This is a genomic window from uncultured Thiocystis sp., from assembly GCF_903866365.1.
GTDB lineage: Bacteria > Pseudomonadota > Gammaproteobacteria > Chromatiales > Chromatiaceae > Chromatium.
Window position 1 is genome coordinate 1 of sequence record NZ_CAIPNF010000478.1, and the last position, 11,283, is coordinate 11,283.

The 11,283-nt window shown below is 62.9% G+C and carries 12 protein-coding genes and 2 pseudogenes; 5 read left to right on the forward strand and 9 right to left on the reverse strand.

Features of this window, described 5'->3' with window-relative positions:
• Positions 1-397: 397 nt before the first annotated feature.
• Entirely contained in the window at positions 398-706 is a 309-nt protein-coding gene (locus tag QZY07_RS26125; RefSeq protein ID WP_295409156.1) for a ribbon-helix-helix domain-containing protein, read from the reverse strand.
• Entirely contained in the window at positions 703-1,380 is a 678-nt protein-coding gene (gene parA / locus QZY07_RS26130; protein ID WP_295409158.1) for a ParA family partition ATPase, read from the reverse strand. Before parA ends, QZY07_RS26125 begins: the two co-directional genes overlap by 4 nt.
• Before the next feature lie 456 nt (positions 1,381-1,836).
• On the opposite strand from parA, the gene QZY07_RS26135 reads away from it, so the two are divergent.
• A complete protein-coding gene (locus QZY07_RS26135) occupies positions 1,837-2,172 on the forward strand; it encodes a hypothetical protein (RefSeq protein ID WP_295409160.1) in 336 nt (111 codons plus the stop codon).
• Positions 2,173-2,558: 386 nt separating this feature from the next.
• Positions 2,559-2,798: pseudogene (locus QZY07_RS26140) on the forward strand (HU family DNA-binding protein); the annotation flags it as partial.
• A gap of 155 nt (positions 2,799-2,953) precedes the next feature.
• On the opposite strand, the gene QZY07_RS26145 reads toward QZY07_RS26140, so the two are convergent.
• The 4 genes and pseudogenes from QZY07_RS26145 to QZY07_RS27635 all read right to left on the reverse strand — a co-directional run bounded on the left by QZY07_RS26145 (position 2,954) and on the right by QZY07_RS27635 (position 4,062).
• The gene (locus QZY07_RS26145; RefSeq protein WP_295409162.1) at positions 2,954-3,169 is read right to left on the reverse strand and encodes a hypothetical protein; all 216 of its coding nucleotides are present in this window, start codon (positions 3,167-3,169) and stop codon (positions 2,954-2,956) included.
• Between the two features lie 58 nt (positions 3,170-3,227).
• Positions 3,228-3,419: an endo-1,4-beta-xylanase gene (locus tag QZY07_RS27630; protein WP_363184892.1), complete on the reverse strand. Its 192-nt coding sequence runs from the start codon at positions 3,417-3,419 to the stop codon at positions 3,228-3,230.
• A pseudogene (locus QZY07_RS26150) lies at positions 3,416-3,763 on the reverse strand (endo-1,4-beta-xylanase); the annotation flags it as partial. The gene QZY07_RS27630 and the pseudogene QZY07_RS26150, both read right to left, overlap by 4 nt.
• Entirely contained in the window at positions 3,649-4,062 is a 414-nt protein-coding gene (locus QZY07_RS27635; RefSeq protein ID WP_363184896.1) for a transposase, read from the reverse strand. The gene QZY07_RS27635 and the pseudogene QZY07_RS26150, both read right to left, overlap by 115 nt.
• A 656-nt stretch (positions 4,063-4,718) precedes the next feature.
• Between QZY07_RS27635 and QZY07_RS26160 the strand changes: the two genes are divergently transcribed.
• From QZY07_RS26160 to QZY07_RS26170, 3 genes are all read left to right on the forward strand, one after another.
• Positions 4,719-5,042, forward strand: a complete 324-nt coding sequence (locus tag QZY07_RS26160; RefSeq protein ID WP_295409166.1) for a hypothetical protein — start codon at positions 4,719-4,721, stop codon at positions 5,040-5,042.
• Complete coding sequence (locus tag QZY07_RS26165) at positions 5,042-6,700, forward strand: GMC family oxidoreductase (RefSeq protein ID WP_295409168.1); 1,659 nt, start codon at positions 5,042-5,044, stop codon at positions 6,698-6,700. The genes QZY07_RS26160 and QZY07_RS26165 overlap by 1 nt, the downstream gene beginning before the upstream one ends.
• Before the next feature lie 90 nt (positions 6,701-6,790).
• Positions 6,791-7,060 carry a hypothetical protein gene (locus tag QZY07_RS26170; RefSeq protein WP_295409170.1) on the forward strand — a complete coding sequence of 90 codons (270 nt, stop codon included), beginning with the start codon at positions 6,791-6,793 and terminating at the stop codon, positions 7,058-7,060.
• Between the two features lie 65 nt (positions 7,061-7,125).
• Here the strand turns inward: QZY07_RS26170 and QZY07_RS26175 are convergent, their stop codons facing one another.
• The 3 genes from QZY07_RS26175 to QZY07_RS26185 form a co-directional block, all read right to left on the reverse strand.
• A complete protein-coding gene (locus tag QZY07_RS26175) occupies positions 7,126-9,357 on the reverse strand; it encodes a proline dehydrogenase family protein (protein ID WP_295409173.1) in 2,232 nt (743 codons plus the stop codon).
• Between the two features lie 122 nt (positions 9,358-9,479).
• On the reverse strand, positions 9,480-11,012 hold the full coding sequence (locus tag QZY07_RS26180) for a C69 family dipeptidase (protein ID WP_295409175.1): 1,533 nt from the start codon (positions 11,010-11,012) through the stop codon (positions 9,480-9,482).
• 43 nt (positions 11,013-11,055) lie between these two features.
• A partial coding sequence (locus QZY07_RS26185; RefSeq protein ID WP_295409177.1) for a hypothetical protein occupies positions 11,056-11,283 on the reverse strand: 228 nt, incomplete at its 5' end.

Sequence of the window (11,283 nt, forward strand, 5' to 3'; positions counted from 1 at the left end):
AAAGATCGTAAAAAGATATTTGTGATCTTGATCGATCCGCTCGTCCCCCGTCGTTAACTGTGGTCGCCAGATAATCGGCATGATTATTCTCCGTTTGAAGTGTACACGAGGCGGGACGCGGGCGATGTCTTCGTCTTTACCTGGCCGGTCTTTGCCGGTCAACCCGCCACCCTCGGTGCCGGTCGCGTGTGGGTGCCGACACGAAATCCGTGTGCGTGCAGGTCATCTTGCATTCATGTTGCCATGATCATCTGCCAACAGAACTTCATGCAAGGTGGAGTAGAACAAGTCGCATTTCATGAGCCGCCATCCTCTCTGAAAGCTAATGATTGATAGCCCAATCATACAACATAAATACATGCTTGCATGACGACATGCATTGCATGTCGTCATAAAGTCATGCAATATGAGGTTTTCCGTGCTTCTTGAACAGGTCATTAATGGCTTCGGTCATCAGCGCCTGGATGGTGGTTTCCTCGGCGGCGGCCATCATCTTGATCTGCTTGAGTACCGCCGGATCGAAATACCCGGTCAGCGCCTTCTTGCCTTGGCGGCTAGGCGGTAAGGGGGCTTTCGGCTGCCCCGTCGCGGACGAGGTTGGCACGGGTGTGGGGTCAGCGGTTTCCTTGGCGACAGGGGCGCGATTGTCGAACGCCCCTAAAGCTGCCGAAAGGTTACTTTTCCGACTGCGGGAATGGCTCGTCATGCGGTTCGCCTCGTCTCACGCGGTCGCGCTTTCTTGACCGTTTTCTTGATGGTTGTCATGTTCACTTGTTTGCAGATGAGCTTGAACAGCGCCTGAATTTCGTCCGCCGCTTTGCCGTCCGGTTCAAACTCCAGCACGGTTTGTCCCCCCGTCAGGGAATGCACAAATACCATCCGCTGCGTCACGACCACATCCGCCACTTCCAACCCATATCCGCAAATGGCGTCGCCAGCTTCGTCCGCGAGCGATCCACGCGGCGGGGCGGCGTTGATGACGGCCAAGGCCGGCGTGTTGGCCAGATCCGCGAGTTCTTTGGTCACGGTGATCGCCCGCAGGTCGAGGATGGCCGGACGGCAAGGAATCAGAATCAAGTCGGCGGCTCTGGCGGCGGCTAAAGCGTCGCGTTCGGAATGTGGAGCGGTGTCGATGAGACAGAAGGCCGCGTCATTCTCCTTGGCCGTTGCCAAGACTTCGTCAAGCTGCGAAGCATGGGCGGAGATCACGACGGGCGTGTCAGCGTCACGGCTTTTGGACCATTCCTTGGCGCTGGCTTGCGGATCGAGGTCGATGATCACGGTGGCATAGCCGGCAGTTTCCGCGACCACCGCGAGATTTAAGGCGAGGGTGGTTTTCCCGGTGCCGCCTTTTTGCGAAATGATCGCAATGGTTTTCATGCGGCCATGATCCTTTGATTGCTTTCAAACATGCAAGCATGTTGACGCAAATGGAGGTCGAGGGCAAGGCCGAAGCCGAAGTTGATTCACCACCGAATCCCGCTGCCCAGACGGCAAGATGCATCATGCAACGGTACGCCCGTTTCTAAGTTAGCATGTTGTCAATAATACATGCAAACATGTATTCGCGTGGAGACAAGCCCAACGACTGACGAAATCGCTCAAGCGGTGGTCTTGACGGCATCTGGATTCTGCCGCCGCTGAAGTTGCCGATCCTGAAGCCGTGAAAAGAACGCCAAGGCACTGACGGCACCCATCAACAGTGGACGGATCAGCCGTGCCGATGTGGCGGCGTTCGTGCTCGGACAGTTGACCGAGGATACCTTTCTGCATCAGGCGCCGGCCGTGACCTGATGGAAATCCAGCCGCTCGCCGAACCCTTGAGGACACTAAACCATGGATGACTCCCAACCCGCCAGCACACCCTGGCGCAGTACGCCCTTCGTCTTGGTAATCGCCCTCGTGGCGGCACCGGCCAGCGCGCAGTTGGCCCAGCAGGCGTTCCAGATCGCCGTTGACCGTTTCGGGGATCGTTGCCAGGGCGTCGAGACGACGCGGGCGCTGGGTACCGCCTCGAACGGTGACGCGCTGGTGGCCGTGGCCTGCACCAATGGTGGGCGCCATGTGGTCGCCATTCATACGGACAACAGCGTCTCCTACCTGAGTCCATGTCAGGCGTTCGAAACGCGCACGGGGATCACCTGTTTCGACAGTCCGCCAGCGACGCGCTGAGTGTGTCAGGACAGACGATGGATCTCAACACGGGTTTGGGGATCAACGGAACAGAAAACGCATGTAAGCCAATCATTAGGCTCTTGGAGCATTGATAGCCAGGCTATCAAAATTGAAAAACAGCCTATTGATAGGCTTCGCACCTGATTTCGGACACTATCACTGGTGCATGGGCTATTGGGAGCACTCGACTAGTGACAGGCTATCCTCTTGAAAAAATAGGGGTTGCCAGCTTAAACGTATTTTCTGCTCCATTGATCCCAAACCCCAACACCGCCGAGGCGCTGGCCGGTCCGAAGAGCGGTCATGGTCCGGTCTGGTGGGCTGGACCCGCATTGCCTGCGCTCGATCCAGCTCGGAAGGGGCGACGCCGATTCCACCCCAGTATCTGCTGGTGGCCCTCGTCGTCGGTCGGGAACAAGTAGTGAAGTCCTACCATCGTCGAGCAGTTTTTCGAAGCGATTCGCTCAAAGTTGGAGCAGGGTGAGCAGGTCAAGCTGTCCGAATTCGGCAACTTCGCTCTCCATGACAAACGCGCGCGTCCGGGTCCGAATCCGAAGACGGGTGAGGATATCCCGATGACGGCCCGTCGGATGGTCACCTTCTGTCCTGGCCAAAAGCTTAAGACGCTGTATAGAAACCAAAGCCGAGCGTCTGACATCCATGAAGATACCAAGGGCGTCACCGTAAAGACGGTAAAGCAGGTCTTCTTTGACACGCGGGTAGGCGGTGTTCACGTCTTACCTTACCAATTGGCTATACAGGCGGCTGACGCCCGACGCTATTTTCCTAAAAATTCGTCCGGCATCGTCGCCTGAATGATTTCGTCTCGCCATTCGTCTCCACCCCAATTCCGAATATGCCTATAGATAATTTCTTCAAACCATTCTTTGCTTGGCGTTTCATGGAGCTGAATGATTCGCAGCCAAATTTCATCATGGATACGCTGAATGATTTTGTCGGGATTTTTCGGTAACCCGAATTCGGGGTAAAGCATGGCATGCTCCGGTTGCAGAAAGGTGGCCAGCTCACGTGAACCGCCGCGAGGGCTCCGACTAAGCCGCTATCGACCGCAATGCCCGATAAATCTCCTGCCACATGGGTTTGCGGCGTAACTCCTGATCGAGTGGCAAGGGTCTGGCAGGAATGCCACGGGGATTAAACTTCCGATTGTTGGCGAGCCAGGTGTATTTGTCGCTGAAGCCCCAGGTCAGAATCTCTGTTGGTGTGCATTCTGACAGGATCATCTCAAGATACCTGCGAGTGGTGTCGGCAATGCGCCGATCACGTTCGCGAAGACTGTCTCATCCTCGGAAAAAGAGGCGCTGTCAAAGACATCAAACTCAGTGATCAAGACATCCAATCCCATCTCCTTGGCGGAGCGACAGAGTCGTTGAAGCGGTTCCAGAATCGAAGCATCGCACTTCATGACATGTGACTGAATGCCGACGGCATGAATCGGAACATCCTTGTCCTTCAAAGTCCGAAGAAGATGCACGACATCCTCGCCAATATTGAAATCGTTATACACCAGCCGCGCCGAGGGGTCCGCATCGGCCGCAAAACGAAAGGCTTTCTCGATATACGCTGAGCCGGTGGCCGTGGTTGGAGGGTCGCGCCACGGGCTTCAATGGCTTCGCGCACCCCGGCGACCGAATGGGCGGACAGGTTATCCCAGATGACGAGGTTGCCCTCCGCCAAGGCCGGGCAGAGCAATGCTTTCACAGAGGCCAACAACAACGGCCCCGTCATCGCCCCGGCGGTCACCATCGGTGCCACCAGCCCGGCTTGGCGCAACGCCAACACCAGGGTCGAGGTCTGCCCATGACCTTGCGGCACCGTGCCCCGGACGCGCTCACCGCGTGGCCCCCAGCCCCACTCCAGGACCATCGCCAGGTACCGCCCGGTTTCATTGACGAACACCAGGCGGACGTCCGGGCGTTCCTGCTCGGCCGCCTTCAGGTTTTTTTTTGAACGTCAGGCCCAAGTGCCGGAGGTGATACCACAAGGTGGGGAGGGCGACCGACCGCCCCAACCCGTCGCGTAGTTCCTCTCACGTGCTGTCGGGCTTCGCCCTCCATGTGCCCGGAGTGCCTCGCTCTGCGCGCCCAAGAGCGGGTGACGACCGCCAGCATGCGGTTTCGCGGCCCGGTGCCAGCCTCACGGCGACGCTGTTTGAGCTTTTCGATGAAGGATTCGCTCACGGCATACCGCTTCGCCACCGCCGCCGCTCGCTCACCCTGATCACAGGCCGCGATCACCCGTTCCCGCAAATCGGTTGAATACGCTTTCGGCATCAGTATTCCCCAGACAAGATCGCCAGCTCCCTGAGACGCGCTTCGGCCCTCAGAATTCCAGACAGCCGTCATGAAAATGCTCTAACTTAATGGCAGTGGGGCGCCGGGTGCCATCAACCCATGACAACGCTAATGCGGCGACGGACGTTTCTTGCGCTACCCTGGGCCTTGGTCGGCGCGAGCTTGGGCAAAAATATCCCTGCCGTCGCCGGTGGCAGCGGTGATTCGGGGGCCGGTCTGGAAACCTTGATGCAAGCGCTGGTTGGCATTGATGATCCGCGACTGAGCCTGTCCGCGAGCCTGGAACCCGCCATCCTCGTTTGGCTGCGGCCGCTGCTGGCTTATGTCGATCAGCAGTATGCGCCCGCCGGCGTCGCGGATCTTGCGCCTTTGCTGGCCGATCTTGACGAGCCGCGGCTGAACGGGCCGGATGGCAGCCTGGTCTTCCTGGCACGGAGGCTGCTTGTCATCGCCCTCAAGGCTTATTACAACCACCCGAGTAGCTGGACGCAGGTCGGGTACCAGGGGCCGCAGTTGCGGATCCTTGACGACCGCGATGGGGATGCCGGCTGATGCCGGCCGGCGAGACCGTCGCAATGGATGCCGAGGCGATTGTGGTTGGTGCCGGTGCCGGCGGGGGAACCCTTGCCCATGCCCTAGTCATGGCCGGTCATCGGGTGCTGCTGCTCGAGCGCGGGCCGCGCTTCGAGCCAGCGCGGGATTACTTCGGACATCTGCCGGACTGGGAATTCCGGGATGCCTTTGCGTCCCATGTGCCAGATGACGATCTGGTGACCCCGCAGCGGCTGACCGCGGAGGATCGGGATCTGGCCAGCAGCCTGCTGCGGCGCCAGCTCAGGGACGAGCGCCACTTCCGTTATATCCGTGCCTGCGGTCTTGGCGGGTCAACCCTGCGCTATCAGGGCGAGGCCCATCGCTTTCCGGCGCACGCCTTGCGGATGCGGAGCGACTTTGGCCTGGCCGTGGACTGGCCGCTCTCCACCGAGGATCTGGCACCCTACTATGACCGCATCGAGCAACTGCTCGGCGTCGCCGGCGCGGCGCATCCGGCGTTTCCGCGCGCGCGGCCCTATCCGAACCCGCCGCACCGTCTGTGCCCGGCCAGCGCCCTGATCGCCGCCGCCGGTCGTGAACTCGGGATACATCTGGCGCCCAACCCGCTGGCGATTCTGAGCCGGCCGATGGTGGGCCGCCCGGCCTGCATCCGCTGCAAGCAGTGCGCCTTCGGCTGCATGATCGGCGACAAGTCGAGCGTCGATGTCGCCCTGCTGCCCGCGGCCGAGCGCACCGGGCGGCTGCGCATCCTGACCGGTCGCATCGCCAGCCGGGTGCTGCTCGGCGCCGATGGGCGGGCGATGGGGGTCGCAACCATCGCGGTCGAGCGCGCGCGCCGCGAGAACTTCCATGCGCCGGTGGTCGTGCTGGCCGCCGGCGCGCTGGAAACGCCGCGCCTGCTGCTGCTCTCGGCCAGCCGGGAGCATCCACAGGGTCTGCTGAACCAGCATGGGCTGGTCGGACGCTATCTGATGGAAAACCTCGATGCCGGGTTGCTGCTCTTGTTCCCGCAGCGGCTTAAGTCCTACCGGGGCGTCGCGCTGGACAGTCGCGCCTGGGATTTCGCGCGACCACAGGCGGATGGCTGCAACGCCTATAGCCTGGCCTCCTGGGGAGCGCCGGATGGTCTGATCAGTCCGGCGAGCTTCGCGGTGCATGTCGCCCCTGGCGTCGGCGCCCGTCACCGGCGCTTCATGGAGCGCCACTATGGCGCCCATGCGGCCATCGCCGCCAGCGCCGAGCAACTGCCGCGCGCGGACAATCGGCTGAGCCTGGACCCACAGCAGCGCGACGTTTATGAGCTGCCCAAGGCGCGGGTGACCATGACGCTAGACGCGCGCGATCTGCACACGCTGCGCTCGATGCTTGCCCGCTGCCGGGCATTGGCGGCGGCCAGTGGCGCACTGGAGACGCTGGGGCAGTGGACGAGCTGGGATCGTTCCGCGGCAACGCACTTCTGCGGCGGCGCGCGCATGGGCCGCACCGCGGCCGATTCGGTGGTGAATGCCCATGGCCAAAGCCATGCCATCGATAATCTGTTCATCGCCGATGCCAGCGTGCTGCCCACCCAGGGCTGCAGTGCTTCGCCGTCGCTGACCATTCAGGCACTCGCCCTGCGCACGGCGGACTTTATCGCGCGAAATCGCTTGCGTTGAACGGCTGATCCCATGACTCTATCGCTGCCGACGGAGGCCCGCTCGGCCCTGGTTGTTCTGCTCTTCCAACGAGGTTCTTGAGCAATGAAAATGTCCCTATCCGCCCTTGCCTGGGCGCTGCCGCTGGCCTTTTCCACCACCGCAAGTGCGGGGTTTTTCGGCTTGTCCGGGGCTCAGGATGTCCCCGAGGGAAGCCTGTGCTGCATCCATCAGACCTGTCTGCTCGCGCAATCCGAAGCCGACTGTAAGACCGCCGGTGGTCAGACGGTCCCGGACTGCGCGACCTGCACGGGCAAGACGGCTGAGTCGCCCGCATCCGCAGCCGCGCCCGCCGATGCGCCGGCACCGGCCGCGGACTGACGGGGTGGCGGCGACATCCTGTCGCCGCGCGAGACGCCCGACCGATGGGCGGCTGCACGCTGCCGCTACCAGGGCATCTCGGTGAGACGCAGGGGGTCGGTCAAGGTCGGCCTCTGCTCGACACAGGGGGGCTGACCGGCGCTGTCCGCCGCGCGCGCCTGGCAAAGCCGGCGCGACTCGGCCCAGGTGGCGGCGGCGGCCTGATCGAAAGCCGCCCGCAGGGTCGCGGGCCGCTCCTTCAGCGCCGTGGCCAGCGTTTGGGTAAAGAGTCCATAGCGACCGCTCACGTCGGTCAGCGCGAGCTGATCCGCGCGCGCCGCCGCCAGCAGCGCGGCCTGGCCCTGGTCGTAATGGGTTGGCGCGCCTCCGCGATCAAATCCGTGGATCGTCGCCTCACCATGACAGGTATCCATGATCAGGATCTGTTGCCGGGTGGGCAGCGCGCGCAACAGGGCCGCAAGGCGATCGTCGCTCATCCAGGTCTGGGTCCATAGCGCCGCCTGCCGGCTGAAGGGCGGGCGCGCCGACCACAGGCAGAGAATCTCATCGTGACCGTCCGCCTCATCGCCATTGTCGTCCCCGCTCAGCACGCCGTGACCGTTGTAGTAGAACATCACCCGGTCCGCCGGCGTGACCGACGCCCTGAGCCAGGCGAAGGCGTCCACCACTCCCTGATAGCGGGCGGCGGAGCCGACCAGGGTGCGCAGGTGTTGCTCATCGAGCCCAAGCGTCTCCGTCAGGGTCGCCGCCATCAGGGCGACATTTTGCTCGCAGACCGCCGCCGGCGGCGAGGCCCAGGGCACGCAGACACCGATCAGCAGCGCATAGGTCGTGCCGGTCCGCGCCCCCTTTGGCCCAGTGGCCATGAGCGCGGCACGCGCCGCCTCGGCAGCGGCGCGATCCTGTTCACTGACGAATTCCGGTGTCTCGGCCAGCGCCGAGTAGTCGCCCTGCAGGGTGCGCGCCAGTGCGTTGTCGGGATTGGTCAATTCCGCGAAGCGGCGCCCGGCGTAGCCGAGTCCGCGGGCCAGGGAGCCGGCGGGGACGTATTCGCGCACCGGGTAGCCAAGCGTCACCAAGGCCTGTTTGATCGGTTCGCCCATGCCATAGAGCATCTGGAATTCGATCTGCTCGGGTCGGTATCCGCGCGCGGCCGCCAAGGCCATCACCCGCGCCTGGGTGCTCATGTTATGAGTGGCAAAGCGGGTGTCGAAACGCTCGGGATGCCGCAACAGGTAGTCGGCGAGCATCAGATAGCTCGCATCGGTGGATGCCTTGAAATCCCACACCGGCGATGGGCGGTGCTGGTTCCGGGCCAGGGTTTTTTCATCGTCGGCATAGGCACCCTTGACTAGGCGCACAGGAATGCGCACACCGCGCGCTTCGCCCCAGGTCGCGAGGCTCGCAAGATCGCGCGCCGAATCGCGCAGATAAGCCTGGATCACCACTCCGATGCGGCTCTGACCGGTCGCGTCCATGGCCAGCTCTGGCGCGGTCTCGATCAACTCGCGAAAGAGCGCGAGCGTCAGGTCTTTGTAGGCATACTCTTCCATATCCACGCGGATGAAGACCGCCGCCGGCGCTCCGTCGGCGGAAGGGCCGAGCAGCGCGCGCAAGGCATCGAGGATCTCCGCGCGCTTGGTCGTGCCCGCCGCACCGAGGGCCGCGGGCAGGTCATCGACCAGCGCCGAGAGCTTGAGCGAGACGGAGAGTGGCGGCGGCATCCCGCCACCGTCGGCTGCCAGAATCAGCCGCCGGTAGAAATCCCGATAAGCCGCCGCCTTGGCTGCGGAGTGCGAGGCATCGCCGACATTGTCAAGGGTGACACGGATGCCGGCCGCGGCGCGGGCGTCGATCAGGGCTTGCAGACGCGCCGCCGGGTCGGCACCGGCCGGCAGCGGGTACAGAAAAGGCTCGCTCATCCAGCCAACCAGGGGCATCAGCCAGAACAGTGTCTTCTGCAGTGCCGGGCGCTCACCCAGCGCGATCAGAGTGCGCTGGGTGAGGGGCGCGAGCGGCCCCGACATTGACAGGCGCATGGCGGCGGTGCGCAAATTCTCGGCGAAGGCACCGGATTGCCGCTGGTCGGCGCGGCGCTGGGCGTCGACCGCCGCTTCCAGGCGCGTGAGTTGGGTGGCGAAAGCCCCTGAGGCGTCGGCGGGGGCTTGCGCCTCGCCAGCGGCGGGTCGCGCTGGCCGCGCAGGAGCGGCGACCGGCCAATGCAGCGCCAGTCCGGCACCGAGTCCCAGACCCAGCAGCACGACCAGCGCGGCCGCTATCCTAAAGAGTGCGCGCATCTCGGATGCTCTATGAGGAGAGAGTGAAGAGAAGCGAGTATAGAGTCGGAGGGAACCAAATTCCCGGATTGACGGAGCAACTCACTTCTCGCTCCTCTCCGCTCACTCTTCATTCTTTCCTCTCAAGCCCCATGAAAGTGATAGGCGGTTTCGATCTCCTGGATCATCCGGGTGTAGTCAGCGTTGGTCAGGTCTTCCATGTCGAGTTGCTTCGCGAGCGTGCCGGTCAGCCGTTCTAGCATCCGACGCTGCCGCGCGAGCATCTCGTCGGTGAAATTTTGAATCAGCGCCTTGGCCGCGGCCGGGTCTTGCTCATAGGTGGCCAGATAGCCTTGCTCCATCCTCGCCTGCCGGCGCGCGTTGTCCTGCTCGAACGCGGCGATGGCCTGCTGAACCCTGGGTGCCAGGTGCGGGTAGTCCTGAAACACCAGGGTTTGCAGCTTGCGGTAACGCCAGAAGAAGCTCTCGTCATCGGCCTGATCGCTGGCCTGCCGATAGTCCGCCGGCAGTTCGCTCAGTCCCCAGTAGAAGGGCACATAGGCGGATAAGGCGGTCATGCCGAGCGCAATGTAATTCACCCGGCCAATGTCGGCGGGCAGATGCGGCCGGGTTTGGGTGATGTGCGACAGCGAGGCGCGCAAGACGCTGATCGGACGCCAGGGCTCCTTGGGGTTCTGGTGGGTGTAGGGATCATGCGCGCTGCCCTGGTAATGGTCGCGCAATCCGCGCGCGACATCCCAGACCGAGAGCTTGCGCGTCGGCGTCGGGAACAGGGTGAAGTGTCCGTCGTCACGGGTTTCGTTCAGACCGGAATAGAGATTCAGCAGCCGCTCGACCCGGGGGGAGTTGTAGGTGTGGTCATGGGTGCCGTTCTCGATGCAGCAGGCGAAGAGATCCAGCGGCCCTTGCGTCGGGTCGTACAAACCTTGTTCGGTCAAGAAGGCCGCCAGCCCGGGCGAGGCCATCACATTGAGCCGGTCATCGAGATCGATCCGCTGAAAGCGCCCCTGATTGGCCGAAACAAAATACGCATCATCCGGAATCCGCTGCGCCACCCAATGGTGACCGGAGACGGTCTCCAGATACCAGGCCTCGTGCGCGTCGGTGAAGGCGACGCCAAAGCCCTCGCCGGCCCCGGCGCGCTCGATGATCCGGCCGAGCTGTCGCACGCCGGCGCGGGCGGATTGGGCCTGGGGCAGCACCACCGAGGTGATGCCATCCTCGCCGATGCCGGTCTTGACCCGATAAGGGTCGACCGTCAGCACCGCCGCGCTGTTGAAAATGGTCTCGGTGGCCGACAGCGCCACACCTTGATCGTTGAAGCCAACCTCCTCGAACGAGGGGGTGTCGGCCCGCACGCTCTCCCATTCCGGAAAGGCGACATAACCAAGCGTGTCTGCCGGCATCTTCCAGGTAAAGCGATTATTGGCCGGGTTACCGAAGGAATTGGAACGAAAGCGATAGGCCTCAGCGCGCGGTGGATGGCGCATCAGCAGTTGCGGGTCCACGGCATTGTCGGTGTCCTCGTTGCGGGCGATGATCAGGGAGCCATCAACGCTGGCCTGCTTGCCGACGATGATGGTGGTGCAGGCCAGGGCGGCTTGAACGGCACCGGCAAGATAGATGCCGATGGCTAGACAGATCAGGGTTTTCATGGCGGTTTTCTCGGGCGTTTAAGCGTCGGACGGCGCTGGTTGTTCATGGTCCTCGAACTGCGGCATCCACCAGATCCCGGCTGTTGTTGGCGTGCGCATACAGAATGTCCACTCGCGGGAGCTTGGTCAGCCCGGCCAGGGAAAACCCGATATGGCCGGGGTCCGCGCTGGTCGTCACCAGGCGGATGTCCACCTGTCCGTCCAGCACATGGCCCAGGGCGCCGAAGTCCGGGGACTGAAAGGCCGCGACACGGGTGGTATGGGGTTTGTT

Coding starts and splice junctions, on each gene's coding strand:
- QZY07_RS26165 (WP_295409168.1), top strand. CDS start 5,042: ATGCCGGCCGGCGAGACCGTCGCAATGGATGCCGAGGCGATTGTGGTT.
- QZY07_RS26160 (WP_295409166.1), top strand. CDS start 4,719: ATGCAAGCGCTGGTTGGCATTGATGATCCGCGACTGAGCCTGTCCGCG.
- QZY07_RS26180 (WP_295409175.1), bottom strand. CDS start 11,012: ATGAAAACCCTGATCTGTCTAGCCATCGGCATCTATCTTGCCGGTGCC.
- QZY07_RS26170 (WP_295409170.1), top strand. CDS start 6,791: ATGTCCCTATCCGCCCTTGCCTGGGCGCTGCCGCTGGCCTTTTCCACC.
- QZY07_RS26145 (WP_295409162.1), bottom strand. CDS start 3,169: ATGCTTTACCCCGAATTCGGGTTACCGAAAAATCCCGACAAAATCATT.
- QZY07_RS26135 (WP_295409160.1), top strand. CDS start 1,837: ATGGATGACTCCCAACCCGCCAGCACACCCTGGCGCAGTACGCCCTTC.
- parA (WP_295409158.1), bottom strand. CDS start 1,380: ATGAAAACCATTGCGATCATTTCGCAAAAAGGCGGCACCGGGAAAACC.
- QZY07_RS26175 (WP_295409173.1), bottom strand. CDS start 9,357: ATGCGCGCACTCTTTAGGATAGCGGCCGCGCTGGTCGTGCTGCTGGGT.
- QZY07_RS26125 (WP_295409156.1), bottom strand. CDS start 706: ATGACGAGCCATTCCCGCAGTCGGAAAAGTAACCTTTCGGCAGCTTTA.
- QZY07_RS27630 (WP_363184892.1), bottom strand. CDS start 3,419: ATGATCCTGTCAGAATGCACACCAACAGAGATTCTGACCTGGGGCTTC.
- QZY07_RS27635 (WP_363184896.1), bottom strand. CDS start 4,062: ATGGTCCTGGAGTGGGGCTGGGGGCCACGCGGTGAGCGCGTCCGGGGC.